Below are 26241 nucleotides of genomic sequence, written 5' to 3'. Positions count from 1 at the left end.
CCCGTGTGGTTGACACAAGAAGTGAAGCCGTTCGATCAGTGCGAAACCGGCAACGGCGGATAGGCAGCGTTTAGGTAAAGCTGCCGAGGGTTTGCGAGGACCAACTTTTCAGGTTTGCGCACTGGCGCAAAATGTGACGTCTTGCCTAGCTCCATCGCAACACGGCGGCCACCTGCGGCCTCCGCAACATCGTGTCGATTCTGCGGAACGCCTCGGTCGCTGCCGAGTGTGCTGGTGAATTTTTCTAATCGGCTGGCTGTCCCCGATGATGCGTATTTTCGCTGCTGACTGTCTCCACACAACTTTCTCGCAGCCGAAATCCACGCACGATCGTTATGACGAAGTGGTCGGCACGGCGGCTTGGGCCTGGAAGTCGACGTCCCCGCTCCGGTTGCTCGAGGGGCCGTACCGATCTGGGGCGCTTCGGTTGGAGTGCGGATTTGGGTGTCGGAAGTTTAGTGGGCCTTGTTGTAGGCCTCGACGATATCTTTGTGAATCCGTCCTCGCCGGGATACTTCGTACCCGTTCTCGCGAGCCCAATCTCGAATAGCCGCAGTGTGTTGCCTGCCTGCAGCGGGACGAGTTTCGGTCGTCTTGGTTTTGCCTCGCGGGATTCGTCCGACCCGCCGAGCGGGCTCTGTCCAGCGCTCGAACACTTCGCGCAGCTTGCCTGCGTTCTTCAGTGACAGGTCGATTTCGTATTCCACACCGTCGATGCCGAATCGTACCGTCTCGACGGCCTTGGACTTGCCATCGTAGTCGTCCACCAGTTCGACGATGACCTTCTTTGCCATGAAGCACCCTTCGATCAGCTCATACCTGACGTGCGAAATGCTAATCCCCGTAGACCTTATGCAACAAATCGCTATGCCGATACATGGAAGGTGCGCGGAGACAGCGTATGTCGAAGCCATCCCGATTTTCGCTGATCTGGATCCCTTTTGCGGACAGGACAGAGCGCCGACGGGTACCGGTACGGGCGGCCTCGATCACCTACCAGCGGAATAGAATGCGCCCTCCTAGCGGTAAATCGCCTTGGCGCTCGGAGCGTCGCGGCCGGTCAGGGAGTACGTTCGTATCGCGCGGATTGCAGTTGTCCAGGCGCTGACGGCCCTCCGGCGATGAAGCGGCCGGCTCTTTCGCATAAAGCGTTTTTGCCGGCAAAGCGCCGTCGCCCCGTCCACGGGGCATCGCGGGGCTGCGTCCGGAGCTGAGCGTCGTGGGGGGACGGAACGGGCGCCCATCTCACTTCGTCGATGTCCTGGACATCGCGATTGCGGTCGGCGGAGCTGGCGTAGCCGCAGATGTAGTTAAGTCGTAGTTAAGTCGCGCGGCGTCTGAGGTGTTGATAGTTGTCTCGGGTTGTCGAGAACCGTCGCATGCGCGTGCAACCTGTTGTCCTGCAAGGAATTAGGCGAATCTGGGATCGTGGAAAGTTGTCTATGGTAGTCCATCATCAGAAACTCGGCAGGTTTCTGGTTCGAGTCCAGATGGGGGAGCAGAAAACAGCCCCTGGCCAGGTGACATGGATCCCGGTCGGGGGCTGAATTCATACTACGAGCCTCGGACTCGTAGAAAGTCGTCGCAAAATCGCCGAACGTCCGTTTCCGGCATCCTCCCCGTCGAGGCGGGCCTCCAGTCCGCCGATCACCGCGTCGTTGATGATCGCGGCCACCTCGTGATGGACCTTTCCGCAGCGCATGTACCGGCGTTGCGTCATCGTCGGTTCGGCGTGCTGCAGCACATCGGCGGTGACACGCGCGGACATCTTCGCGTCGTCGAGGGTGAGCGCGATGAACTTACGGAACATGTAGGGCGTGATCTCGGCGGGCAGGCCCAGGGCTTCGTGCGCCGCTGCCACTGATGGTTGACATTGACCGGATCGCGCGCGGTCCACTCGAACGACGGAAGATCAGATCCACCTTCGAGCCGACGGGTGGAGGATTCTGCTTCTTCCGCAGCTGCATGCGCTGCCACCGGCGGTCCAAGATCTTGACCGTTGAACTTGGGGCAGGGCAATGGAGTCCTGAGGGTTCTTGCGGTCTCCCCTCCTTGATCACGCGCACCAGATCCTTGCCCTTCACCCGCACGATCTGCCGATGGTGCGGACAGTCCCGGTTGTAGTCCGCCCACGAGAGGCCGAGGACCTGGTCGGGCGCTGCCCGATCGCGGCCGAGAGGCGATGAAGTCGGCCAGATCCGCACCCTCGCAATAGGCCGCGACAGTCGGGGGGAGGTAGGAGCGGCCAGCGGCTGCATTCGGCCTTGGCGCGGATGCGCGGGCACAGCACCGTCGACCAGTAGACAGAGGCGAGAATGAAGCACAAGTCGTCGATCTCGATGTCGCCGGCGCACCGGTGCGGCTCTTCAGCTCGACATCAGGTGCCACGTCCACAGCTGGCGGCTTCGTTCGAGCGGTAGGGCGTGCAGGTCCAGCCCTAAAGGAACATCGCATAGTCGTCGGCGTAAAGCGGCGATCAAATGTATGGGGTGGCAATGAGTTGCCGCAATGCGATCAGATTCAAAGTGTGGGCAGATCTTCGTGCCTGACCGCTACAAACCGGCTGCTCATTGCCGTCGGCGGCGGTCCGCTAACGATTCTGTTCGGCGACTGCGGCACCTGCGATGACGGAAGAGTCGTCGACGGGAATAACACTAGGGATCACCCCAATGGCGCACTGCAGCAGTTCTTCGGAAACTCGATGATGTGCCATTGCCAACTGTCGACGGCTTGTCCGTCAGAGACCACCGCGTCGCGTTTCGCGAGTGGCTTTCCGAGCAGTCAGATCTTCAAGCGAGCGTGTCGTGTGAGCCGGCCGACCTTGAGACGGCGATCTTGCAGGAACAACAACTGCAGCAGCGACTTTGGGACTCGGGCTTCGGTCGTCGAGGGTGGCCCGCCGCGTACGGCGGAGTCGGCGGCACCGCTGTGTTGCGCGCCGCCACCTACGAGGAGCTGACCCTCGCCGGTCTTCGAGTTCCGCAACCGTCTTACACGGCAGAAACGCTTTGCCCCGCGTTGATCCGGTTCGCGCCCTCCATCGCGAAACTGCTTCTGCCAGGGGTCCTCCGCGGAGAAGAAATCTGGTGCCAGGGTTTCTCGGAGCCGGAGGCGGGTAGTGATCTCGCCTCCCTGCGATGCCGCGCCGAGCAGATCGACGGTGACTCGTGGTCGCTGACCGGGCAGAAGGTGTGGACGAGCTTCGGTCATCTGTCCCGCCGAGCTGCTGTGCTCGCTCGAACCGGCGAATCGGGGCACCGAGGAATCTCGATGTTCCTGGTTGATCTCGAAGGTCAAACCGTGCGGGCCAACCCTATACGGGCCAACGGAGGCCGCAACGAGTTTTCCGAGTTGTTCTTCGAGCGCCACCGTGTACCAGCTTCGCGGCTGGTGGGTCGCGTCGGCCAGGGTTGGGAGGTTGCTATGTATTTGTTGCAGTGGGAGCGAGGCATGTACGCCTGGCAACGACAGGCGACGTTGCGGGCACGTCTCGAAAGTGCGGTATCGAAGATTCGCCAGAGAACAGACCAACCCATCGGTGCGGCCGCCGCGCTGGTACGGGCTTGGACAAGCGTTTCGGCTCTGCGCGAGCGCTCCGCAGCGACCGTCGGGCTGCTCGCCGAAGGTGAAAGCCCTGGTCCAGCGGTCTCACTGGATAAGGTACTCCTTTCCCACACAGAACAATTGGTCATGGACGCCTGTCGCTCAGTTGAACCATTGGCCTTTGCATTCGGGCCCGGTGTGGAAGCGGAGCTGAGTCGGTCGGAATGGTTCTACAGCCGGGCCGCCACAATCTACGGGGGGGCCGTCGATGTCCAGCGGGGAATCATCGCAGAGCATTTGTTGCAACTGCCGAGGTCGCCGCGATGACGTCGACGTTGGATGGGCAACAGCAGTTCGAGCGTGCCCTGCGGGACAGCGCCCGGCGACTGTTCCGCTCCCCACACTGGCTGGAGTCGGATCAACTGCTCGGCCTTGGCTGGTCGGAACTTGTCGCGGAGGACCCCAAACTTGCGATCCGCACTCTCGGGGAAGAACACGGCCGAGAGCTGGCCCGATCGCGGACGCTGGAACTTGCCGTTCGTGCCGGCGCGGCGCTACCCGAGTCGGTTCCGGCAACGGCCACAAGTGTCATTGTATTGCCCTCCGCGGGAACTATTTTCGATGAGGGCACCAGCAAGGTCGTGGGCCTCGGACTTGGGCGTCCACTCGAAGCGGGCACGGTGCTTCTGCCGGTCGCTGGAGACAACGGCACACAGCTGCTCGAGTTGCCTGATACATCAGTGCGATGGCTCGAACGTGGACTTCTGGACGGGCGACCGAGCATGCTGGCGGTCGAAGTAGATTTGAGCGGTACCACAAACCGTCACCCGTGCAACTGGCGCGGAGCGGTTCGTTACGGCCGACTCTACCTGACGGCCGAGTACATAGGGCTCACAGCGAAAATGCTCGAGCTGGCATGTGACCACGTCAGGGTCAGGCATCAGTTCGCACGACCCCTCGGCAGCTTTCAAGCCGTGCAACAAAGACTGGCGAACGTGCGAGTTCGGCTGGAGGCCGCATACGCGAATCAGGAAGCAGCTTGGCGAGATCCGCACCAGGCGTATGCTGCGGCGGCACTCTTGAGCGCGCGTGAGGCATTCGAGTCGGCCGTATCGGACTGTGTGCAAGTAATGGGAGCGATCGCCTGCACGTGGGAGCACCCGATTCACGCGTATGTGCGTAGAGGCGTCGCAAATTCGGTCATCTTCCCGGATGAGGCCGGGCTGGCCGACGCATGGCATGGACTCGAGCATGCGGAGATCACTCTGGCGGAGGTCTTCGAATGATGAGCGCACGCGTTCACTCTCCACATGCGGCCCGGCTGGACCTCGGCGGTGCCCGGTGACGACCGAGAGGGCGGTTCTCGTCCACGTAGTGGGCGACACTGCCTACATTTCCATTAATCGACCGTCGCGTCGCAACGCTCTGGCTCGACAGGTCCACCACGACTTCGGCACCGCAGTCGAGTCTGTCGCGCAACAACACGCCATTCGCTTTGTCGTAGTTCGAGGGACCGATGGCGTCTTCTCCAGTGGCGGCGACCTCCAGGAACTGGGGAACGGTATACCTGAGGACTACATCACCGACTATTGGCACCGTATGCGCCGCTCCGTACTGGCGTTGCGCGCACTCGATCAAGTCGTTGTAGCGGCGATCGAGGGTGTCGCGGTCGGTGCTGGGGCCGCGCTGGCCCTTGCCGCCGACATAGTCATAGCGGACGAGGACGCGCGACTGCGTTTCAGCTTCACGCATATCGGGTTCGTCCCGGACGCGGGCGCGACTCTGTCCCTCTCGCGCAGCGCCGGCCTCGCATTCACCCGGGACGCATTGCTGACCGGCCGATGGATAACGGCCCGGGAAGCCCGAGATGCGGGACTAATCGCGCGGATCGCTCCACGTGGTGGTCTCGATGATGGCGTCAAGCAGGCGTTGACCGAGCTCCGTCAGGCGCCGGCCTTGTCTCTCGCCATGACCAAACAACTGATCGACGCATCCGCCATACCCGACTTCGAGGCCACGACCAGAACCGAAGGGGTCTATCAACGAGCGATCAGCGCTACGTCTGAACACCGTCGACATTTCGCGGAACGGCTGGACGAGCTGACACGCGCAAGAAATTCACGACACCACACCTGAGAAGACCATCCAAGGAAATAGGAGATTAGCTGCATGTACACAGGGCCCGTTATCGACGCCTTCTTTCACCCCGGTTGGGCCGCGACAACCGCCGATACCTTCGGTGACCGCGATTCGTGGGTGGCCGACCCCATGCGGTTGCGCGTGATGAAGACCTTCCAGCAGACCGGTGAGAAACCGCGGACGCCGGAGGTCGGGATGGATGAGACCGTCGAGCAAATGGATCGCGCAGGAATCGAGCAGGCGGTCTTCCAAGCATCGCTCTACTATTCCACCGACCGCGCTGCGCTCGACGCCCGGATCGATGAACACTTCCAAGCTGTGCAGAAGTACCCAGGCCGATTTGCTCATGCGGGAACCGTGCTTCCGCCTCGCCAAGGACCCGCGTCCTACTGGGACGTGCTCGAGAATCCACGCATACTTGAGGAGCACAAAGAACGCTACGGGATCACGGGCGTCCACATCTTGCCGAGCCCCTGGGGGACGCCGCCCAACGAGAAGTGGTTTTATCCGCTGTACGCGAAGTGCGTCGAGCTGAACCTGTTCGTGTTCTCCTATATCGGAATTCCTGGGCCGCTTTGGCCGACGGCTCCGAACTATCCGCTCCATCTCGACGACGTGTGTATCGCGTTTCCGGACCTCGTCGTCGTCGGGCACCACATCGGTGATCCCTGGGTCTCGATGATGACCCATCTGGCCGCAAAGCATCCGAACCTCTATATCTGCACGTCGGCATGGTCGCCGAAGAGGTACCCTCGCGAGCTCCTCGAGTTCATGGCCGGAAAGTGGCACGGTCAACCCGGTGCGGACAAAGTCATCTTCGGCACCGACTATCCCCTTCTCGACCTGGAGAAGGCTGTCGGTGACGCTCGCCGACTGGAACTCGACGAAGCTGTGATCGAGAAGTTCATGTATCGAAACATGAAGCGCCTTCTGGAAGGCGCATAGATTCGCATGGCTTCTGTCGAAGGGCTGCCTCACGTCGACGATGTGCTGGCGAATGATGTGTTGCGAGAAACCTTGCAACTCCTGCGCCGCGTCGGCCACGAACGGATCTCCAGCCTGGGAGAGACGATCGAGAGGACACAGGAATTTTCGCCTGAGCTTTGGAGGCTGCTCGCAGAGCTCGGCATTCCGTCGATGGCATTTGCCGAGAAAGACGGCGGCGGTGGCGGTACGTACCTGACATACGTGTGCGCGATGGAGGAGATAGCGCGTGCCAGTGCATGCGCTGCGCTCTACGCGGGTCCTACTGTGCAGGTTGCAAGCGCCATCACGCGCTACGGTACCGAAGCCCAGCGAGCGGCGTGGGGCCGCCCACTCATGGAAGGTCGAGCGCTGGGTGCGTGGGCGTTCACTGAGCCCGAAACCGGGTCCGATCCTCGGCAGATTCGGACGCGGGCGGTCAGACAAGGGTCGAGCTGGGTCCTGGACGGCGGCAAAATGTTCATCTCTTTCGCTGCCCATGCCGATGTCGCCCTCGTCTTCGCCAAGACAGACGATGAACGCTTGAGCGCATTTCTGGTCGACACTGCGAATGAGGGTTGGCAGCCAGGCAGCCCACTTGGACTGATGGCCCTTGGTGGTATGGGGACAGCGCCGGTAGCGATCGACAGTCTCCGGGTTCCCGCCGACTCGCTCCTAGGAGAAGAAGGAGCCGGCTTCGAAATACTTGTCGACACCGAGGCCGAAGGGAAGATTCGCGCTTCGGCGATCTGTACCGGAATTGCCTCCCGCGCTCTGGAGGAGTCGGTGCGTTATGCGAGTCAGCGGCTGCATCGCGGCACCCCTATCGGCGCGAAATTCCCCACCGTCCAAAGTCTCCTCGGTGGAATGGCCGCGCAGATCGAAGCGGCACGCGCGCTCGTCCGCCACGCCGCGCACGCAGTGGACCGGGGAGATCCCCAGGTCAAAGTGCTTGCAGCGGCAACACGCATCGTCTGCGCCCGGGTAGCGCGGGAAGTGACAAGCGACGCGATGCAGGTGTGCGGCGCCTACGGCTTCACCAAGGACATGGTGGTCGAGCGCCTGTACAGGGAAGGTAAGTTCTACGAGGTCGGGCAGGGCGTAATCGAGTTGCAGCGCATCATCGTTGGGAAGCGCCATTTAGCTGACTTCGCCAGGACCGGAGCTGTGCGGCCACAGCCATGACACAGAGCCCTGCCGTCCCCGTCCGCCTCGCGGTGATCGAGGCTCCCGTCTGGTATCTGAAAGGACCCCTCCTGTGAAGACAGCCTTGGACAAGGCAGTAAACAGCCTCGACGAAGCCGTTTCGGATATCGCTGACGGCGCTTCGATTGCCGTTGGGGGATTCGGCCTGTGCGGGGTGCCGCATCGATTGCTCGAAACCCTGAGTTATCGAGGTGTGCGTGACCTCCACGTCATTTCGAACAACTGCGGCACGGATGGGCGAGGTCTCGGTATGCTCGCCAGTGCTGGTCTGATCCACAAAATGACCGCTTCATACATCGGTGAGAACGACGAGCTCGTTCGGCAGTATCTGTCGGGCCAGCTCGAGGTGGAATTGGTGCCGCAGGGCACATTGGCCGAACGACTGCGTGCGGGCGGAGCCGGGATTCCGGCGTTCTACGCGAACGCTGGAGTTGGAACGCTCGTTGCCGACGGGGGACTTCCGTTGCGGTATCTCCCAGACGGGAGTATTGCGGCGGTTGCACCCCCGAAAGAGGTTCGATCTTTCGGCGATCGTCAATATACGCTCGAACCGGCAATCACAACCGACTTCGCTCTGGTACATGCGGCGCGCGGCGATCGGTACGGGAACCTCTCGTATGAGGGGTCAGCCCAGAACTTCAACCCTCTGTGCGCGATGGCTGGACGGATCACGATCGCCGAGGTGGAGAAGCTCGTGGAACCAGGAGTTCTCGATCCACGTCACATTCACACACCCGGGGCCTTTGTGCAGAGGGTGATCTTGATCGACAACTACGAGCCAATAATCGAAAATGCCACGATCCGGTCACGCTCGAAATTGGCAGCGTCGGGAGGCAACTGATGGGGCTCAGTCGAGCCGATATGGCGGCGAGGGCAGCGCGAGAAGCTGATGGGGTTACTTACCTCAATCTAGGTATCGGTCTCCCGACACTCGTAGCCGATCACCTCAAGGGAGATCACATTCTCGTGCACTCGGAGAATGGGATCCTCGGCGTCGGCCCGTATCCGGACGAGGGGCAGATCGATCCCGACATCATCAATGCAGGCAAGCAGACGGTCACGGCGGTCCCCGGCGCCGCTTTTTTCGACTCGGCGACCAGTTTCGCCATCATCCGCGGAGGACACATCGAACTCGCTGTGCTGGGTGCCATGCAAGTCTCCGAGCGTGGGGACCTGGCCAACTGGATGGTGCCCGGTCGACTCGTGAAGGGGATGGGAGGCGCAATGGACATAATTCACGGCATCGAACGTGTCGTCGTCATGATGGAGCACGTCACCCGAGACGGCGAGCCGAAGATCGTGCAGCACTGCACTCTGCCACTGTCGGGTGCACGATGCGTGGACCGAATCATCACCGACATGGCGGTGCTGGATGTCACCGCTGAGGGGCTGGTGCTGACTGAGATAGCGCCGGGGCTGTCGGTCGAGGAGGTCCGGGCGGCCACGGCCGCGCCGCTTGAATTTGCCGACGTCGTGCATGAGATGACTATGCGATAAAGCGCGGCGTTTCGGACCGAGTCGCGCACCTCAAACCTCGAATCGCGATCCGCACTCAGAACGGAAATACGAATGTCTCGCACAGAAGCCTCGGCCCAAGACTTGCACCCTGAGTTCCCAGTGGAGCGCACCTGTCCTTATACGTTGCCCGAACGGTTCGAGCTACTGCGGGCTCACGGTCCGGTGAGCAAGTCGTCGCTCTTCGACGGCCGAGTAATATGGGCCGTGACAGGACACGCGGAGGCCCGAAAATTGCTCACCGATCCGCGAATCGTATCGAGTCGTCGATACGAAAACCTCGCCTTTCCAGTGCCGATTCCGGCGTTGACCGCGCTGGACGGCGAGCGGCCTGTACGAAGTCCTCTGATCTCGACTGATCCGCCCGAGCACGGGAATCGTCGTCGAATTTTTACGCCGTACCTCACGGCCAGGAAGATTGATGCTTTACGTCCGTCGATCGAGGAAGTCGTGAGCAATCGCTTGACGGCATTGCTCGAAGAAGGGCCCGGGGTCGACCTGCATCGCGTATTCGCCCTGCCCATCCCGTCGATCGTGATCTGTCGCTTCTTGGGAGTTCCGTACGAAGACCACGACTATTTCGAAGAGCTCACGATGCGACGTTTCGACCCAGTCGACGGGTCATCCATGATCGATCTGTACGACTATATCGACGGCCTGGTGCAGGACAAGTCGGCAGACCGAAATATCCACCCCACGGGGCTATTGGACGAGGTGATTGTCAATCATGTAGCTCGCGGTGCGCTGGACAAAGAATCATTGACGATGTTCGCACTCGAGCTGTTGATCGGGGGGCACGATACGACGGCGAACATGATCACATCCAGCGTGTACACGCTACTGCGTCACCCTGATCAACTCGACGCAATTCGCGCGGATCCTTCGCGTCTTCCCGCCGCCATCGAGGAACTGCTGAGGATTCTGGCCATCCCCGCATCATTGTCGCGTGTCGCCACCGACGACATAGCGATGGGAGGGCAACTAATCAAAGCGGGAGATGGTGTCCTGATCTCACCAATTGCGGTCAACCATGATGCGGCGGTGTTCGAGAATCCAGAACGTTTCGATATAGGACGGCCCCGGAATCGCCACCACGTCGGCTTCGGGTTCGGCCGGCACCAGTGCATAGGCCAGAACCTCGCTCGCGTCGAGATGGAGATCGCTCTCGATGCACTGATCACAAGGTTGCCCACGCTGCAGTTAGCGATCCCCGATAACGAGGTTCCGCTACGACAGGGCATGCTCGCCGGTGTCGAAATGCTTCCCATCGAATGGTGAGTGCCATGCCAAGCCTTCCGAGAAAGAGCGCCGATCAGCCGCAGACTCGTATCCGAGTCGATATTGACCGCTGTGTCGGGGCAGGTCGATGTGTGCAGTCGGCTCCGGGCCACTTCGATCAGGACGACGACGGGGTCGTCGTCCTGATCGAAGCCGACGTCGCGGCGGCAGACGAGCACCGTGTTCGCGAGGCCGCGGACCTCTGTCCCGGCCAAGCAATCTCAATTGTCGCGGCAATGTCTCGACCCGGGAACTCGGGAGTATCCGGGCGACTGGATTGACTGCGCCGCCGTGTCGGATGCCTTTTGGATAGCGACCGACCTGGCGGGATTGCATCGACGTCATGCTGACGGCTTTCAGGCCCATGCGTTTCTTGCATGGCCGGGAAGTCGCGCCACCTTCGGACAGTGATGGTGATGCGAGATTCCCTCCTCGGCAAGGAATCTGGATGCCCTGCGGATACCGGATGTTGAAGTTACGCGCAATTCGCCGATGACGATTCGAGGCTTTTGACAGCGGATTCATTGCCCAACCTCGTGGACGATGGCCTCTGCGCGCACTTGCAGGACCGCGTGTAGGACCATCCGTGACATCGACATGTTCGACATATGCCCAGACAGTGTGATCACCGCGTGTGCGCCGGCCCGGCGGCATTCCTGGATCAAGTCGACGAATGCTGGTGGAAGCATTCCGGTCTCGGTTGGGGGTTCATGAAACACGGCACCCAGTTCGTAGCCGAGCGAGCGGGCGGCAGCCCGCAACATGTCTTCGCCCGAATCACGGTCGTGATCACCGATGACGTCATCGCGCATATACCCGTACGCAAGAGGTAGTAGGGGGGTTGTCATAGAAGCTCGTCCCGCGTCGGCCGACCACCGCAAACACAACTGTTTGCACCAGCCGGATGAATCTTTGTGCCGGAGCCAGTCGGAAGACCGGTCCGATATTTGTGGTCACTCGTTGTCGGGGTGATGCTCATAACCCACCAAGCGTCGTTGCTCGATTCAGCTACACGTCGTTGTGCACCGCAGGGTTACCATCGTCGACGACGGGCATCGGCTACGAGGCGGAAGCTCCGCATTGTCGCGTTAAGCCGCCGACACTTCTTATCATCGTCGGGTAGGTAGCCAACCCGAATCGGTAAAAGAATCAAATATTCTCCAGACGTACTTAGGTAGGCACGGAGGAACAACGTACGGTGATTCCGAGCTTGCCCATCGGCGCTTGACACAGCATGTCGTGTCGGTGTAAGGACTCAGGACATACTTGACCGTTTGTTCTCAAGAGACACTTGACGTTCGGTGTCGTTCATGATCTTGTTCTGCCCGGTGTTGTCGGTGGTGGAACGGGCGTATGTGTGGATCAGCAGACGGTGGCGGAGTACCGGTACAGAGCCGTGTGCGAGGTGCTGGGTGGTTCCCCGATTGGTGAGGTCGCGGTCCGGTACGGCACGACCCGGCAGTCGCTGGATACGTGGCGGCGACGGCTCAAGGCCGAGGGCATGGCCGGGCTGGCCGACCGGTCCCGGCGCCCGCACAGTAGCCCCTCCAGGGTGAGTGCCGAAGTCGAGGCGCTGATCTGCGAGCTGCGGCGACAGCACCCCCGGTGGGGTGCGCGCCGGATCAGCTTCGAGCTGTCGACCCGAGGCCTGGAGCGGACGCCATCGCGGGCGACAGTTCATCGGGTTCTGGTGCGTAACGGGATGATCGATCCGCAGGCCCAGCTGCACAAACGCAAGTACAAGCGGTGGCAGCGCCAAGCGCCGATGCATCTGTGGCAGCTGGACATCGTCGGGGGTGTGCCGTTGGCCGATGGCCGCGAGTGCAAACTGCTGACCGGGATCGATGACCATTCTCGGTTCGTGGTGATTGCGACGGTGCTGGCCACCCCGTCGGGCCGGGAGGTCGGTGAAGCGTTCACTGCGGCGATGCGCCGTTATGGGGTGCCTTCGGAAGTGTTGAGCGACAACGGAGGTCAGTTCACCGGCCGCTATATCAAGCCGTTGCCGGTGGAGGTGTTGTTCGAGAAGATCTGCCGAGACAACGGGATAAAGCAGCGGCTGACCAAGCCGCGGTCACCGACCACGACCGGCAAGATCGAGCGGTTCCACAAGACGCTGCGCACTGAATTCCTCGACCACGTCGCACCTTTCGAGTCCATCGCTATCGCCCAGGAAGCGATCGACGGCTGGATCGCCGCCTACAACCACCAACGGCCCCACCAGGCCTTGGATATGGCGGCACCGGCCAGCCTGTTCCGCCCTAACGGACCCACCCGAGTCGATCCCCGCGACCGTGCGCCTGCCCAGGAATCCGCCGATCAGCTCGACTCACGGCTGGTCATCGATGTGATCGAGCCGCCGAACTATCTCAGTGGTGAGGGTGCTGGCGTCGAGTTCGAGGCCCGCGTGCCCCCGAGCGGGAACCTGTCGATCCGCTCGAACCGCCAAATCGTCTCACTGCACCAGAGCATGGCCGGACGCACCGTCACCGTCTGGGTCGACCTGCGCAGCATCCACATCACCTGCGACGGCACCGTCATCCGCACCCTGGCCTCCAAACTCGCGCCCGAGGATCTCACCTACCTGTCGATGCGCGGAGCCCGACCAGCCGGGCCCGCACCGGAACGACCCGCACTGCGCCGCGCCAACGGCACCGCAGTCATCCGTCCTGGTGAGACCATCGAGATCGAACGCACCGTCAACCAGCACGGCCAGGTCGCCCTCGGCGGCACCGGTCATCTCGTCGGCGCTGCCTGGGCCGGACGACGGATCGCCCTGCGCCTGGACGGACACCTACTGCACGCGATCGCCGACAACGCGCTCATCGGCACCTGGCCATGCCCGATCAGCACCGACCGAATCGGCAAACTCGCCGGCGCTCGAACCCCCTCCACACCACTGCCGCCTCCTCCGCTGCCCGCGGGATCCCTTCGCGCACAACGCAAGGTGCACGCCGACGGCCGTATCACGATCGCGGGGCAGAAGATCAGGCTCGGGCTCCGCCACTGCGGCAAGATCGTCACCGTCGTTGTCGAAGACACCCACCTGCGCATCCTTTACGGCGAAGAACAGATCGCCGTCAGGCCCCGCCGCAGCACCAAACCCATCACCCGCTTCTACGTCACTGGAGCCGGCGTCAAATCCGACAAGGAGTCAAGCATCTCCTGACGACAAACCGTCAAGCATCTCCTGAGACCTCACATTGACACTATCGAGTTCCTCGCGCTACGCCAGATACGTTCGAGGCTTCCATCCGCGTCGCCAAAGGGGAAGGGGTATATCGAATCTTGCTCTTTTTCTTCGGAGGACCTCAGATCCGATCCACCTCGACGCCCAAAGTGGATTCGGGAGTGTCACGAATGATAAGAAGACAGTTCGCGATCAGTAATCGGTCGGTTCGCAGAGCTTGGCGCTGGTATCATTCCGCTCCGATGTCTGGACCGCTAGGCCAATACGCCATGAGGTCGCCGGGAGTGTGTGGTGCCTGATAGACGGCTCGCAAGATCTGATCCTTCGGCGCACCAGGGGTGTCGGCGAGGCGAACGAACCAGTCTATTCCGGCGGAGTATGACCACATGTAGGACCGCAAGAGAATGTTGGCGCCACGGTCGGTGAGCAAGTCGGCGATCTGGGAATCGGTCCAGTAGGGCACGCAGCGCCGGGCGCGCTCTGCTAGGTCGAGAATCGGGTGTCCGGCTGCCAGCGCGAGGTGTAGCTGGCCGCGCACCAGTTGGTGGTAGTGGTCCAATCGCACTCGGGCGGTGAGGTTTTCGTCGTCGGGAGTGACGAATAGCGGCATTGCCTGTGCGAGGCCTTCGAACAGGACTTGGTTCGATGAGTGGACCGAGCATAGGCGGATCCACGGCACGTCTTCTTGGGCGCAGCGTGCGGAGATGCTTGCGAATTGGAGCGCGTGGCCGAGGATTTCGTGGAGTGCGAATTGGCGAGCTACCACCTGGGTGAAGCGGGCGTTTCGGAGGTTGATTCGTAGTCGGGGTTTCTGGCCGGCGCCGTCGAGCCAGTAGCTCCAGTAGGCGTCGACGTCGACGGATTCGATGGTGAGGTCGTAGTGCGCGGTCGATCCTGTCGCGGCGCGGACGCTTGGTTCGAGGTCGGCTGCGGCTTCGCGTATCGCGTCGGCGCTGGACGATACGTCGAGTGGGCCTTCGGCTTCCATCAAGTCGGTCAGAGTTTTGGGGCCCCAGTCGATTCCCAACGTGGCGAGGCAGTGTTGTGCTCGCTCCAGGTGTTGCTGGAGGTATTCGTCCGACCATCCCTTGGGCTCGCATCCTTGCGTGCGGCGAACGTATCGATCGAGGGAGTCGTGTTCACCGAGCAGTGCGGCGCAGTAGGCGATGTCTGCGTCGATTCTGGTCGCGAGGGCGGTGTCGCCGCCGGCTTCGGCTTCGGCCTTGAGTTCAGAGAGCCGTTGCAAGGCTTCGAGCCTGTTGTCGACTGCCGGGACGTCTGAAGTTATCGGCGAGCAGTCGTAGTCGATGACCGGGTGCGCGCCGCGTTCGATTTCGTATCGGTTCCAGGCTCGTAGAACGTGCTCGGCGGCGTCACGCAGTTGCCTGGTCACGATCGATCTCCCAACGTAGCGTCACCGATTCGTTCGGTCGCAGATAGTCTCTGGTCAGCGTGACCACGATGTCACCGCCGTCGTAATCCCACAGTAGGTCCTCGGTCGCGCTGTTGATCAGCCCGTTCGGCTGCACCTGCTCGCCGGTGCAGGTGAGGAGCCGCCGTCCGCCTTCTTGGCGCATCACGATGGTGAAGTGGCGGGTGTAGCGGAGGATGTCTTGCCGCCAGTAGAAGGCGTCGATGAATCGGCCGCCGGTGCACGTGTAGCTGATGACTCCTGTTTCACCTGGCTGGATTGCGGGGGAGACCTGGCAGGAGAACTTCGCCATCGTGGGTCCCGCATTGTGTGTGCGGTCGATGGAGACTTGGCGGTGATCTCGGCGGAGGGGTTCGATGCGTAGGCCGTTCGACGCGGCGTGCTCGAACCATAGTTGGCGGGCGACGCGCGTCAGTGGCTCGCCGGACATGTTGAACACGTCGTGCGTATAGACCAGTCGGGAGTTGCCGTTGCCGTCGATGTGGACTTCGATTCTCAGTTCCAGCTCCACGACGTTGCCGACCAAGCCGGCCAACTGAACCGTCTCCGTCGGACTGAGCCGAAGAACCTGAGCGAGCGCTGCCAGCTTCTTGCCGATCCGCCTTGCATCCGGAGGAAGATCCGCATCGTCGAAATCGCCTACGGCATCAGGCAATTGCGGTGCGTCAGCGCCAACTTCCACCGGTAGACGCGCGGAGCCCCAACCCGTCACGCTGATATCCCGAGCCTGCAATGCCGCTGCGACAGAGTCGGCAAGCTGTCCTCGTCCGAAACGGTTGCGGGACAGCCGCTTCAACCGGTCAGCCACCATGTCGGTCGTTGAGAACAGATCTTCTGCAGTCCAGCCCGGGAACATGCTTTCCAGGACGCGGCAGTGATGGCCTCGCGGAACGCTGGTCAGGGTTCCGGCGAGCCACTTGTAGTACTGGCCCTTGGTTGGCGGGGGCGCCGCATGTCTGTCCAATCCCAGGGCTGCGGCGTGCCGTTTGTACTCCGCTGAGAAGGCGGAGTGTTCATGCAAGCGCTGGTCCTGGAGAAGGACCTTGAGGGCGATGGTCATGGTCGAACCGCCTGACCTCCTGCACCGAGGGCGTGTGCGATACCCGAGGAATCGTACCGAGAACGCGACCAAAAGAGACTCGATGAGCCGAAACAGCTCACGCGGTGAGACGAAAGGCGACTCGAGCCCGGGCGACAGTGCCTGCATGGCCGAACAGCAGCAACCAATAGCAGTCGGCTTGGTCCGCGAGGACGTATCGGGACTGCGACTGCCAGAACATGCCGATAAGATCCGCCGCCACGCCGAGAAGATGAGCTACGCCTATACCTACACGGTGAGAGCGCCTGCGGACATCACCGATCCCGTCGGTTACGCGCTCGGAATCGCATCCGTCTCAAGCGCCGCCGCCCTGGTCGTCTACGACCTCGAGACTGTCGATCACACACCGAGCCGGGTGTGCGAGATTCTGGACCTCGAGACTGTCAGTCCGCCTGCGACCTGGGCGGTTGCCATGCCTCACCTCGCTGGCCCAACGCATTCACACCCCGAACATCCGCTCACGGTCGAGTCAGCTCACCTGATCATGCAGCAGCATCTGGACTGCCGTAGCTTCGAATGTCAGCGGAAAGCCACCGCTTACAGCTGCCTCGTTCGCGCGGGCAAGATCGTCCCGCCGGTGGACAGTCCGCGTGAACGAGCTGCCGCCCGGGGATTGCCGTTTCGCCCACGTCGCCAGGCCCGCGGTTCACTGCCTGAGGGCGTGAGTCTGACGACCCTGCTCGACGTCTTGGGCGGGCTCACCGACCGGGAAGGCGAGGTGGGCGCTTCGGCAAACGCCGACCCGGTAACTGGTAGCACTGCGACGGGGAAGTCCTAGCAGGCTGTCATGAGCTTCGCGGAACCGTTTGCAGCTCAGTGTGATTCGCCTCTTCCGAACGAACCGGATGTGTTGCTTCGTGTCCGAATCAGCCTCTTGCCCGGGCAGGAACTGAAATTCGTTGCCTGCGAGTCGGCGGCCCGCCGGTTCGCGCAGTACTGGGTCGCCTATCACCGGCCCGACACCGTGACGTTCGCACCACCGGATCGGACGTACCCGCGGCTCCCATGCGAGCGCCTGTGGGCACTCCCTTAATCCGGTTTCGGCGCGGCGAGACGTTCACAAAAATTCAAAATCTTCAGGGAGGGAATATGTTCAACGAGACCAGACCATGCGCGCCTGAGGATGTCGGTCGCTTGGTGCGGCTGGTGATCGACGCTGTCAACGAATGCAATTTGCGGTGCCTGTATTGCCATCCCGGAGAGGTGTGGCGACAGCAGCAGTTGCCGCTGCCCACAGTGTGGGCGGCGATGGAAGCCGCCGAAGCCGCCGACGTGCTCGAAGTCGTGCTCACCGGTGGTGAAATCACCCTGCATCACAGCTTGCCGGGCATCCTCGCAGCCACACATCTGTTGCGCCGGACAGCGTCGACACTGATCACCAACGCAACCCAACTCTCCTCACCGATCATCGACGGCCTGGCAGCGTCGAACCTCACCCGCATCTGCACCAGCGTGGACGGCGCGACCAATGACGTCCACGGTTCCGCCCGTGGCAAGAACCTACCGAAAGTGTTGGAAGGCCTGCACGCGCTGAAACAGACAGGCAAACCGATCACCGTCATAACCGTTGTCCACCAGAGCAATTGGCGGCAGGTAGTCGAGTTGAGTGCCTTCCTTGCCCTGAACGGGCTCGCGTCGCAGCATCATCTGTGCGCGCCGAGCTATTCAGGTCAGGCCCGGACACACTATCCACGGCTCGCCCTGCGAGAGCACGAGTTTCATGCCGTGCAGGAACTGGTGAATCGCCACCATCGAGAACTGGCAGCCGCGGGTCTGTATCTGACGTTCAACTCCATGTGGCCGGCGACCGGCGTCCGGCCGTTGGCGACCAACCCCGCACGCACGATCACCTTGCAGCAGCTGTCCGAACAGGTCAAAGACACCCTCTGCAACATCCGCCCGAACGGTGAGTTCCGATTGCAGGCCGCCACCTGGGGCCGCGAAATGGTGGGCAACGCCGTCCTCGGCTCAGTACACGCCCGACCAGTGGCCGAACTTCTCGCACACGCCGAAACGCTGCTGGACCAGGGAACCCCGCGCCAACTTCCACGAGAAGTCGAGGCACAGCACAAGTTTCAACTTGGCGCCACAGCGAGCAGAGACACGACCGAACAGCTGATCGGCCGCATCGACGGACCGGCTCTCAAGGCCGACTTGATTCCCATCCGCAGCATCGACCAACACTGGCTGCTGGAGAATCCCGCCGATACCACCGACATCGCCGCACAGATCAGCGCGAGTCCAGACAACTACCGCGTCGTGCGGCACCCCAGCGGCATCATCCTGGCATTCGACCGATCGCGATCCTTGATCACGCTGCTGACTCCCGGCGAATGGGCCGAGACCGTTGCTGCGACGCAGGTGATCTCATGAAAAACACCGTGGTAGACAAGGCCTACCGGTTCCTCCGCAGCGGTGACGAATTGGCTCGCCTGACGACCGAAGTGCTCGATCACGCACCCGCAGACACCGCGGTCCGCGCCGCGCTCGTCTGCCACCTTGCCGCCCCGCACACGCCAGCCCTGACGCTCGCCGAACACGTTGGCCTGGATGTTGCTGCCGTACGTGACGTCTATCGATTCGCGCGAACGCATCCTGGACTGCAGCAATTGGTCAGGTCGCTCTATTACCCTCACCGTTTGCGCTCGGCGTTCGCCGCGGCGACGGTGGCCGAATGGCTGCGACGGCCCGATGTTCCGCAGCGCATCCTGGCGCGTGAGCCGGTGCTGGCAGAGACGGTGGAGATCCATCCGACCCGCGGCACCTGCAACTATCGGTGCCGCATGTGCCTGTGGTCGGACCAGGCCGAACTCACCTACGCCACCAAGCAACTCGACACCGGTGGTCTCATGACCGTCAACGACTGGCACCGAGTGCTCGACGAGCTCGTCGTGGCTGGCGTGCGGCGTCTCGTTGTCTCCGGTGGCGGCGAGGCGTTGATCAACCCCGACCTGCCCGACATTCTCGGTCGGGCGGCCGATCTCGGTTTCGAAATCCACGTCTACACCACAGGTTTCGCAGCCCGGCCAGGCTCCAGATTGTTCGCAGCGCTGCTGCGGTGCCATCGGATACGGTTCTCGGTGCATTCCTGCGACCCGGTCACCTACGACCACATCGCCGGCACACGTCCACGCCAACACGCCTTGGATCGAGTCGCCGCCAACCTCGGCGCGCTACTCGACGAACGCCAAGAAACCCCGGCACTGGGCGTCGGCATGGTGGTCCAGCAGGCCAACCACGCACAGATCGAGGCGATGACCGACTTCGCCGAAGCCCTCGGCGCCGACTGGCTCGACATCCGCAAAGACGAAGTCGATGTCACCGATGATCTCGACCCCGCCCAACTGGAGGTCGTTCGTAGACAGCTGAGGGCCGTCCGTGCCCGGGCTGGTGGTGCAACCAGGATCGATATCGGTGATGAGCTGGTCGCGCTCGCCAACGGCCTGACGCCTGATCGATCACGCACCACGGAGTGTCTCGGTCGCTGGTTCCGCCCCACGATCGGAGCTTTCGGACATCTGACCCCATGCGATCTGAAAGCCGAACCACGCTTCGCTACAACAGGTTACGACCTCGGCAACGTCAAACGCACCCGCATCCTCAATGTGATCGCCACCTCGAACCAGCAGCGAATCAACGACGACTGCACCCAATGCATGCCCAGCTCACGCACCGGCAACGCGATCGTTCACAAACTGCTCGCCGACACCCAAGCCGGGGTCGGCCTGGACGAGCAGCCGTTCGTCTAGCGGTCCTTTATTCGCTGCAGCAGCGCGGTCCGCGCCACCGCCGCTATCCCACGCACGACAAGCCCTGCCGCGACCAGCGGTGCGAACACGATCCAGGGCGAGCCCTGGTGATAGTCGCAGTAGAACCGCAGGGCGCTGCGGTGGTGGGAGCGGACCTTCCGGAACGGCGCGGACCGCATGCTGCCGCCCTCGCGGTGACGGATCTCCACACTCGGATCGAGCACGACGCGCCACCCGCCGCGGTGCATGTCGAGGGCCATCTTGGTTTCCTCGAAGTAGAGGAAGTAGCGGTCGTCGAACCCACCTACTGCTTCGAACGCTTCGCGGCGAAACAGCATGCAGCATCCCGAAATCCAGTCCACATCACTGACTTCGGTGACCGGGTTGCCGAAGTATCGGCGCGTTGCCGGGTTGTTCGGCCAGATACCGCCCAGCAGCGCGTGCGCGATACCGACCGCCAGCGACGGGAAACGGCGCCCGCTGGGGTACGGCTGGCCGTCGAGGCGCAGGATGCGGGGGCCGATCATGCCGATCCGGTCATCGGTCTTCGCTGTGTCGATGAGCGCTGCGATCGACCCGGGTGTCAGCTTCGTGTCGGGGTTGGCGACCAGGATCCACTGTCCGCCGGTGGCCGCAGCGCCCTGATTGATCGCCGCTGCCAGCCCGACGTTGCGAGTGTTGCGGATAACTCGACCGCCGCACTCTTCGACGATCTCGGCGCTACGGTCGGTGGAGACATTGTCGATGCCCAGCACGTCCACGGTGTACGGCTCCACCGCCGCGGGCAGGGTCTCGAGGAATCCGGGAAGATCTTCTGCACTCTGGTAGGTGACCAGGACCAAGCCGACAGTCTTGTCATCCGAGCTGGGCATGCCGGCGAACATATCACCCAAGCCATAGACACGCCGACGCTGCAGATCGACGTCGACGACGTCAGTCTTCGGCCACGGCGATGTGTGGCGTCAGAGCCGAGGCCTCGACCCGTTTGAATAGAGGCAGGCGGGGAGGCGCCGATCCACCGGCGAGTCCGCGTAACGTTTTGGGTGTTGCAATCAGATAGCGAGGCAAGAAGTTTCGCGCACTTGGGAGTGTGCGTCCGGAGCTCGCTAGATGAGAGGCGGATCGACGGTGGGCCGCAGGCGGGGCTTTTTCGCGGAGTTGCAACATCAAGCGAGAGTCGCTGAACAGCGACGGCAGCGGGAGCACGCCGCGGCGGTGCGCGCGCATAACCAGGCAGTTCGCGAGGCTGAGCGAGCTCGCCAACGTGAGGAGCGGGCGCGCGCTGCATTATCGCGGGCGCAGGAGAGCGAGCGGCGTGCAGCCGAAGCAGCGGCGCTGAGGGCTTATCGTGACCGGCGCGTCAGCGAAGCAGAGGCCGCGACGGCCCGATATGCGGAGATCTACGACCAGATCGACACCATATTGGCTGCAACCCTCGACATTGACGACTATGTAGATCTCGAGTCGCTTCGTCGCACCGCTGAACATCCTGAGTTCGCTCCTGGGGCGTTGGCTACGCCTGTCCCTCATCCGGCGTGGGTGCAGGCGCCACCGGAGCCGCAGTTCACGCCGCCACCCGAACCGGCCGGGTTGGGAAAGCTGTTCGGAAAGAACAAACATGAACAGCAGGTCGCGGCTGCGCACCAGCAGTGGCAGCAGGCGCATGCTGCGTGGCTGCACCATGTGCAGGTCGACATCCCTGCTCAGAATCAGCGGTTGCAAGCCGAGCATCAGGGCTTGAAAGTCGTGCGTCAAGAGCGGCTCAGCCGGGCTCGCGCGGACTACGAGGAACAGTGCCGACAGCGCGAGGCCGCTATCGCGGAACACAACGCCCGCGTCGACGACCTCATTGCACGGCTGGCTGCCGACCAGCCGGCTGCCATCGACGAATATGTCGGGATCGTGCTGTCCAACTCGACGTATCCGGATGAGTTTCCCGTCGACTACGACTACACCTTCGACGGCGAGCTGCGGGAACTCACCCTGTCGGTCACTGTGCCCGCGCCCGACACGATACCGTCGATCAAGCAGGTCAAATACATCGCCGCGTCGGATGAGATCAGGGAAACGCCACTTTCACAGAAGGATCAGCGCCAGCGTTACAACACGGCGGTGACCTCGGTGGCTCTGCGTACTCTGCACGAAATCTTCGAGGCAGACCGGGCCGAGCGCATCGAATCCATCTCCATGACCGTGGCGACTGTCGCTACCGATCCGGCAACGGGTCATCCGGCCGAGGTACCTTTCGTCGCCGCAGCGGTGTCGCGTGAGCAGTTCCTGCACCTGAATCTGGCCGAAGTCGAGCCAGCGGCTGCCCTGACAGGCCTTCGCGCCCTCGTCTCGAAGAATCCGTTCGCGCTGACCCCGATCGCAACGTCCAGCGGAGTCCGGCGATGACCCCCGACCCAGTGCACGACCCGTCTACTGAACTGATCCGCCTCCGGGCGGAGAACCACGATCTGCGAGTTCGCTTGCAACAGAGCGAAGATCAGAGCGATGCTGACCTCGTGGCCGCGGGGTTCTACACGTATCAACACCCGCTCGAAGACTCCACCGCATACAGCGAACGTCTCGCGAAACTTCGCGGTGAGCTCAAAGAAGTGATCCGAAACAAGGCCGCGATCGAGACATCGCCGGGGTTCATCTATGACAACTCCCTTGCCAAGGGGAAGAAGATGACCAGTGACCTGGCCCGGTTGATGCTGCGCGCGTACAACGTGGAAGCCGAGAACTGCGTTCGCTATGTCAAGGCGGGCAACCTTCGGGCAGCGATCACCCGGTTGGAGAAGTCGGCGGCAGCAGTTGCCCGGCTCGGCGCGATGATGGACATGCGTGTCAGTCCCGGCTATCACGATCTGCGCGTCGAAGAACTCACTCTCACCGCCGAGTTCCTGATGAAGAAGCAGGAAGAAAGGGACGCCGCTCGTGAAGAGCGGGAACGACTTCGAGAGGAAGCGCTCGCCCAGAAAGAGCTCGAAGCCGAGCGAGAACGACTCGATAAGCAGCGCCGACACTATCTGAACGTGCTCGCGGCGCTCGATACGTCGGAGCCAAACCGTCAGGATATCGAAGCGAAGCTCGCTGACGTCGATGCAGCCATCGAACGTAACGACTACCGGATCGCAAACATCCGAGCAGGCTACGTCTATGTCATCAGCAACCTCGGAGCCTTCGGCCCTGGAATCGTCAAAATCGGCCTTACTCGTCGCCTCGAACCAATGGACCGCGTGCGCGAACTCGGTGACGCCTCAGTGCCCTTCTGGTTCGATGTCCACGCTCTGTTCTTCTCGGAGGACGCCGTGACGGTCGAGGCAGAACTTCATCGGCGGTTCGCGGACCGCCGGGTCAATCGCATCAATCTCCGGCGAGAGTTCTTTTATGCCACACCGCTCGAGGTCAAAGACCACCTAGCCGAAATCGCCGGACACCTCATCGAATTCACAGCCGAGCCCGAGGCGGAACAATATCGGCTGAGTGTTTCGATGGGTGCGTCATCGGACATACGTGCTTGATCGCTCTCGCCGTGCGGGATCGGCACGTTGCCCCTGGTCACAGATCAGGGTCGTATCCGAGCCCGTGGTCGGGGCCGGACACATCTTGCCAGAGCGGCGTTTCGAGTCGGTCTGTGCTTGCTGCCACGGCAATGTCGATCGCTGCCTGAATCTTTGCGCCCTGGACGGTCGAACCACGCTCCGGCGGAGGGGCTTCCGATCGATCCTCTGCTGCTATCCCTGTCGACGGATCAGGGAGTTCGAGGCGGTGCCAGAGGGCTGCGGCGGGCATGTCGTCGGGGAGGTGACGTTGTGCGGCGGCGGTGGCGAGGAGGGCTTCGATGTCGTGGCCGGCGTCGGCGGCGGTGTGGAGGTGTTGGGCGAGTGTGGGCCACCAGGGGTCTGTGGTGAGTCGGGTGTCGATGCGTTTGGCGAGTGCGGACCAGGTGTGGGTGGCGGTGTGGAGGTCGCCGAGGGCGTCGGTGACGTGGGTGTCGAGCCGGTGTTGGTGGTGGCGTTCGGTGGTGGGGTAGCGGCGTGGTCCGGTGGGGCGCAGGTCGGTGTCGGGGATGTGGTGGGCTGCGCGCCAGACGGCGAGTTCTGCTACGAGGGAGGGGTTTTCGAGTAGTGGTTGTGCCCATGGTGGGGCGGTCGAGGGTGTCCATGTTCTGGTGTCGCTGGTGATTTGTTGGGTGAGGGTGGTGATGATTCGGGCGCGTGCGTCGAGGTGTTCGGTGAGCTGGGTGTCGGTGATGTGGTGGGGGTGTCGGGGTGTCCAGGGCAGCGGTCCGGGCTGGGTGGAGTGTTCCCCTGTGATGTCGAGGCGCCAGTCGAGTACGGCGGCGGGGTCGTGGGCGGTGTCGAGTTCTCGTTCGGCGGCCGCGGTGTGGAGGGCGTGGATGGGGTCGTGGCCGGTGAGGGCGAGGGTGGCGAGGTGGTGGCGTAGGACGGTGTAGGCGGGTGCGTGTGTGAGTCCTGGGAGGAGGTTGTCGGCGGCGGTGTCGATGTGGTGGAGGGTGTGGGGGCCGAGGGTGTGTTCGATGGCGATGCCGGTGGCGTCGAGGTAGGTGTCGATGGCGTGGCCGAGTCGTTTGTGGGGGTTGAGGGTGTCGCGGAGGTGGTTGTGGGCGCTGGTGTGGGTGGCGTCGCGGGCGAGGATGTGTTGCAGGACTTCGGTGCTGGTGCGGGGAAAGATGGCGGGTTCGGTCCAGGGGGAGGCTTCGCTGTGGTCAGGAGCGGTGGGGATGTAGGCGTGGTTGGTGTGGATGCCGCGGGTGAGGGCGACGTAGAGCTGGTTGCGTGATTCGCGGCCGGTGAGCACGGTGTGGCAGGTATCGGTGGTGATGCCTTGGGCGGAGTCGAGGGTGATCGCGTAGCCGAGCCGGACCTGTTCGGCGACGTAGTCGGCGGGCAGCAGTGTTGTGGCGCCTGGTTTTCCGTTGTTGTGGTGGGTGGCGGTGATGCTGCCGTCGGGGTGGACGGTGGTGATGATCCAGCGGTAGCCGTTGCGGACCCAGTCGTTGTCCCCGAGGGTTAGGCGGGGGTTGTTGCGTCGGGTGCAGATGATGTCACCGGCGGAGGCGGCGAGACCGTCGGCGAGGACCACTTCTGGACCGGGGTCGTCGGTGGTTCGGGTGAGGCGGTCGGTGCGGGCGCGGGTGTTGAGTTCGGTGACGATGTCGTGGGTGGTGGCGAGCATGAGTGTGTTACGGCCATGGTGGTGGTCGGCGAACCATGCGGCATACGCCTTGTCGGCGACCGCGGCTGGGCTTCCGGAGTGGATGCGTTGGTGGTCGAGGTAGAACCCGAGTGCGGCGGGATCGCCGTCGCGCAGCATCAGGCTTGCGCGGGCTTCGGCCGGTGAGGCGAAGCGCACGACCTCGGTCAGAGTGGGTGTTTCGGCGCCCTGGGTTGTGTTGATGCCGGTGCCGCCGGGTTCGATGGAGGGCAGTTGTTTGTCGTCGCCGAGGCATCGGATGGTCGCGTCGCGGGTGGTGAGGAATTCGAACAGCCGCAGCCGTTTGTCGTCGCCGAGCTTGACGTGCTCGTCGACGACCACCAGCGTGCGGGCGTCGATCTGCAGCAGCCATTCCGGTAACGGCGGCGGATATGTCGAGTCGGAAAACGGCTTTGGGGCGGGTACGTGCTGGTCGAGGATGTGGAGGAGGCGGTCGACGGTTTCAACTCGGATGCCGGTGTTTTCGGCGAGGACTGCGGCTGCGGCTGCGGTGGGGGCGAGGCCGAGGACGGTGCCGCCGGAGGCCCGCCAGGCGTTGACGAGCACGCGCATCGCGGTGGTTTTTCCGGTGCCGGCGGGCGCATTTGCGACCGCGATCCGTAGGGGTGAGGACGCGAATTCGGTGACGACTGCGACCTGTCCCGCGTTCAACTGCTTGCCGAGATTGGCGGGGTCGGTGTTGTAGGAGTGGATCGCGTCGGCGATGACATCGGCGGGGAGTGTGCGGGTGCCGGGTTGTATGGAGAGGTCGAGGAGGCGTTGTTCGGTGCCGAGCCGGCGCGCGGAAGTGTAGGTCTGGCTGCCTGGAACGGTGTAGACACTGGTTCCGTCGCGGCGTTGGAAGATTGATGCTCCTATGCTTGTCAAGCTGCGGTGAGCCAGGCTCGGTAGCGGTGGG

The 26241-nt window shown here is 62.6% G+C and carries 22 protein-coding genes; 15 read left to right on the top strand and 7 right to left on the bottom strand.

All coding sequences use genetic code 11. The annotated features are described in order from the left end of the window. Positions 1-455: 455 nt before the first annotated feature. Complete coding sequence (locus RJ03_RS29505; RefSeq protein WP_036508712.1) at positions 456-794, bottom strand: histone-like nucleoid-structuring protein Lsr2; 339 nt, start codon at positions 792-794, stop codon at positions 456-458. Between the two features lie 755 nt (positions 795-1549). After that, complete coding sequence (locus RJ03_RS35315; protein WP_051025408.1) at positions 1550-1861, bottom strand: hypothetical protein; 312 nt, start codon at positions 1859-1861, stop codon at positions 1550-1552. Positions 1862-2706: 845 nt separating this feature from the next. On the opposite strand from RJ03_RS35315, the gene RJ03_RS29495 reads away from it, so the two are divergent. From RJ03_RS29495 to RJ03_RS29455, 9 genes are all read left to right on the top strand, one after another. After that, on the top strand, positions 2707-3870 hold the full coding sequence (locus RJ03_RS29495) for an acyl-CoA dehydrogenase family protein (RefSeq protein WP_083871415.1): 1164 nt from the start codon (positions 2707-2709) through the stop codon (positions 3868-3870). Next, positions 3867-4829 carry an acyl-CoA dehydrogenase family protein gene (locus RJ03_RS35310; RefSeq protein WP_051025406.1) on the top strand — a complete coding sequence of 321 codons (963 nt, stop codon included), beginning with the start codon at positions 3867-3869 and terminating at the stop codon, positions 4827-4829. Before RJ03_RS29495 ends, RJ03_RS35310 begins: the two co-directional genes overlap by 4 nt. Before the next feature lie 88 nt (positions 4830-4917). Further along, positions 4918-5679: an enoyl-CoA hydratase/isomerase family protein gene (locus RJ03_RS29485; RefSeq protein ID WP_051025405.1), complete on the top strand. Its 762-nt coding sequence runs from the start codon at positions 4918-4920 to the stop codon at positions 5677-5679. A 33-nt stretch (positions 5680-5712) separates the two neighbouring features. After that, positions 5713-6627, top strand: a complete 915-nt coding sequence (locus RJ03_RS35305; RefSeq protein WP_051025404.1) for an amidohydrolase family protein — start codon at positions 5713-5715, stop codon at positions 6625-6627. A gap of 6 nt (positions 6628-6633) precedes the next feature. Then, positions 6634-7830 carry an acyl-CoA dehydrogenase family protein gene (locus RJ03_RS29475; protein ID WP_083871412.1) on the top strand — a complete coding sequence of 399 codons (1197 nt, stop codon included), beginning with the start codon at positions 6634-6636 and terminating at the stop codon, positions 7828-7830. 73 nt (positions 7831-7903) lie between these two features. After that, positions 7904-8692 (top strand): CoA transferase subunit A, encoded by a 789-nt coding sequence (locus RJ03_RS29470; protein WP_245552421.1) that lies wholly within the window; start codon positions 7904-7906, stop codon positions 8690-8692. Then, a complete protein-coding gene (locus RJ03_RS29465; RefSeq protein WP_036508710.1) occupies positions 8692-9348 on the top strand; it encodes a 3-oxoacid CoA-transferase subunit B in 657 nt (218 codons plus the stop codon). Before RJ03_RS29470 ends, RJ03_RS29465 begins: the two co-directional genes overlap by 1 nt. Before the next feature lie 72 nt (positions 9349-9420). Beyond that, positions 9421-10644: a cytochrome P450 gene (locus tag RJ03_RS29460; protein ID WP_036508707.1), complete on the top strand. Its 1224-nt coding sequence runs from the start codon at positions 9421-9423 to the stop codon at positions 10642-10644. Beyond that, positions 10638-10925 (top strand): ferredoxin, encoded by a 288-nt coding sequence (locus tag RJ03_RS29455; RefSeq protein WP_036508705.1) that lies wholly within the window; start codon positions 10638-10640, stop codon positions 10923-10925. Before RJ03_RS29460 ends, RJ03_RS29455 begins: the two co-directional genes overlap by 7 nt. A gap of 194 nt (positions 10926-11119) precedes the next feature. On the opposite strand, the gene RJ03_RS39115 is transcribed toward RJ03_RS29455, so the two are convergent. Next, positions 11120-11254 (bottom strand): Rieske 2Fe-2S domain-containing protein, encoded by a 135-nt coding sequence (locus tag RJ03_RS39115; protein WP_373281734.1) that lies wholly within the window; start codon positions 11252-11254, stop codon positions 11120-11122. Between the two features lie 747 nt (positions 11255-12001). On the opposite strand from RJ03_RS39115, the gene RJ03_RS29445 reads away from it, so the two are divergent. Next, complete coding sequence (locus RJ03_RS29445; protein WP_063820467.1) at positions 12002-13813, top strand: IS481 family transposase; 1812 nt, start codon at positions 12002-12004, stop codon at positions 13811-13813. A 250-nt stretch (positions 13814-14063) separates the two neighbouring features. Here RJ03_RS29445 and RJ03_RS29440 read toward each other — a convergent pair whose 3' ends face one another. Both RJ03_RS29440 and RJ03_RS37465 read right to left on the bottom strand, forming a co-directional pair. Further along, a complete protein-coding gene (locus RJ03_RS29440; RefSeq protein ID WP_036508698.1) occupies positions 14064-15227 on the bottom strand; it encodes a hypothetical protein in 1164 nt (387 codons plus the stop codon). Further along, a complete protein-coding gene (locus RJ03_RS37465; RefSeq protein WP_157163526.1) occupies positions 15208-16326 on the bottom strand; it encodes a hypothetical protein in 1119 nt (372 codons plus the stop codon). Before RJ03_RS37465 ends, RJ03_RS29440 begins: the two co-directional genes overlap by 20 nt. 145 nt (positions 16327-16471) lie before the next feature. On the opposite strand from RJ03_RS37465, the gene RJ03_RS29430 reads away from it, so the two are divergent. The 3 genes from RJ03_RS29430 to RJ03_RS29420 all read left to right on the top strand — a co-directional run bounded on the left by RJ03_RS29430 (position 16472) and on the right by RJ03_RS29420 (position 20114). Further along, positions 16472-17143, top strand: coding sequence for a hypothetical protein (locus tag RJ03_RS29430; RefSeq protein ID WP_036508697.1), 672 nt, complete (start codon positions 16472-16474; stop codon positions 17141-17143). Positions 17144-17454: 311 nt separating this feature from the next. Beyond that, positions 17455-18738 carry a radical SAM protein gene (locus RJ03_RS29425; protein ID WP_157163525.1) on the top strand — a complete coding sequence of 428 codons (1284 nt, stop codon included), beginning with the start codon at positions 17455-17457 and terminating at the stop codon, positions 18736-18738. Continuing rightward, on the top strand, positions 18735-20114 hold the full coding sequence (locus tag RJ03_RS29420; protein WP_036508692.1) for a radical SAM protein: 1380 nt from the start codon (positions 18735-18737) through the stop codon (positions 20112-20114). Before RJ03_RS29425 ends, RJ03_RS29420 begins: the two co-directional genes overlap by 4 nt. On the opposite strand, the gene RJ03_RS29415 is transcribed toward RJ03_RS29420, so the two are convergent. Beyond that, the gene (locus RJ03_RS29415; protein ID WP_036508723.1) at positions 20111-20986 is read right to left on the bottom strand and encodes a glycosyltransferase family 2 protein; all 876 of its coding nucleotides are present in this window, start codon (positions 20984-20986) and stop codon (positions 20111-20113) included. The two genes, RJ03_RS29420 and RJ03_RS29415, sit on opposite strands and share 4 nt — an antisense overlap. Before the next feature lie 238 nt (positions 20987-21224). Here RJ03_RS29415 and RJ03_RS37460 point away from each other — a divergent pair, with 238 nt between their 5' ends. Both RJ03_RS37460 and RJ03_RS29400 read left to right on the top strand, forming a co-directional pair. Beyond that, positions 21225-22511: a hypothetical protein gene (locus RJ03_RS37460; protein ID WP_157163524.1), complete on the top strand. Its 1287-nt coding sequence runs from the start codon at positions 21225-21227 to the stop codon at positions 22509-22511. Next, positions 22508-23626 (top strand): SNIPE associated domain-containing protein, encoded by a 1119-nt coding sequence (locus RJ03_RS29400; protein ID WP_083871409.1) that lies wholly within the window; start codon positions 22508-22510, stop codon positions 23624-23626. The genes RJ03_RS37460 and RJ03_RS29400 overlap by 4 nt, the downstream gene beginning before the upstream one ends. A gap of 37 nt (positions 23627-23663) precedes the next feature. On the opposite strand, the gene RJ03_RS29395 is transcribed toward RJ03_RS29400, so the two are convergent. Further along, positions 23664-26210, bottom strand: coding sequence for an AAA family ATPase (locus RJ03_RS29395; protein WP_051025399.1), 2547 nt, complete (start codon positions 26208-26210; stop codon positions 23664-23666). Positions 26211-26241 lie beyond the last annotated feature (31 nt).

It is taken from the genome of Nocardia aobensis NBRC 100429 (assembly GCF_000308375.1).
Lineage (GTDB): Bacteria > Actinomycetota > Actinomycetes > Mycobacteriales > Mycobacteriaceae > Nocardia > Nocardia aobensis.
The sequence above is the reverse complement of the archived record's forward strand: the minus strand, read 5'-3'. Positions and strand labels throughout refer to the sequence as shown.

Coding starts and splice junctions, on each gene's coding strand:
- RJ03_RS29420 (WP_036508692.1), top strand. CDS start 18,735: ATGAAAAACACCGTGGTAGACAAGGCCTACCGGTTCCTCCGCAGCGGT.
- RJ03_RS29475 (WP_083871412.1), top strand. CDS start 6,634: ATGGCTTCTGTCGAAGGGCTGCCTCACGTCGACGATGTGCTGGCGAAT.
- RJ03_RS29415 (WP_036508723.1), bottom strand. CDS start 20,986: ATGCCCAGCTCGGATGACAAGACTGTCGGCTTGGTCCTGGTCACCTAC.
- RJ03_RS29425 (WP_157163525.1), top strand. CDS start 17,455: ATGTTCAACGAGACCAGACCATGCGCGCCTGAGGATGTCGGTCGCTTG.
- RJ03_RS29465 (WP_036508710.1), top strand. CDS start 8,692: ATGGGGCTCAGTCGAGCCGATATGGCGGCGAGGGCAGCGCGAGAAGCT.
- RJ03_RS29455 (WP_036508705.1), top strand. CDS start 10,638: ATGGTGAGTGCCATGCCAAGCCTTCCGAGAAAGAGCGCCGATCAGCCG.
- RJ03_RS37465 (WP_157163526.1), bottom strand. CDS start 16,326: ATGACCATCGCCCTCAAGGTCCTTCTCCAGGACCAGCGCTTGCATGAA.
- RJ03_RS29400 (WP_083871409.1), top strand. CDS start 22,508: ATGACCCCCGACCCAGTGCACGACCCGTCTACTGAACTGATCCGCCTC.
- RJ03_RS35305 (WP_051025404.1), top strand. CDS start 5,713: ATGTACACAGGGCCCGTTATCGACGCCTTCTTTCACCCCGGTTGGGCC.
- RJ03_RS35310 (WP_051025406.1), top strand. CDS start 3,867: ATGACGTCGACGTTGGATGGGCAACAGCAGTTCGAGCGTGCCCTGCGG.
- RJ03_RS29460 (WP_036508707.1), top strand. CDS start 9,421: ATGTCTCGCACAGAAGCCTCGGCCCAAGACTTGCACCCTGAGTTCCCA.
- RJ03_RS29430 (WP_036508697.1), top strand. CDS start 16,472: ATGGCCGAACAGCAGCAACCAATAGCAGTCGGCTTGGTCCGCGAGGAC.
- RJ03_RS37460 (WP_157163524.1), top strand. CDS start 21,225: ATGAGAGGCGGATCGACGGTGGGCCGCAGGCGGGGCTTTTTCGCGGAG.
- RJ03_RS29505 (WP_036508712.1), bottom strand. CDS start 794: ATGGCAAAGAAGGTCATCGTCGAACTGGTGGACGACTACGATGGCAAG.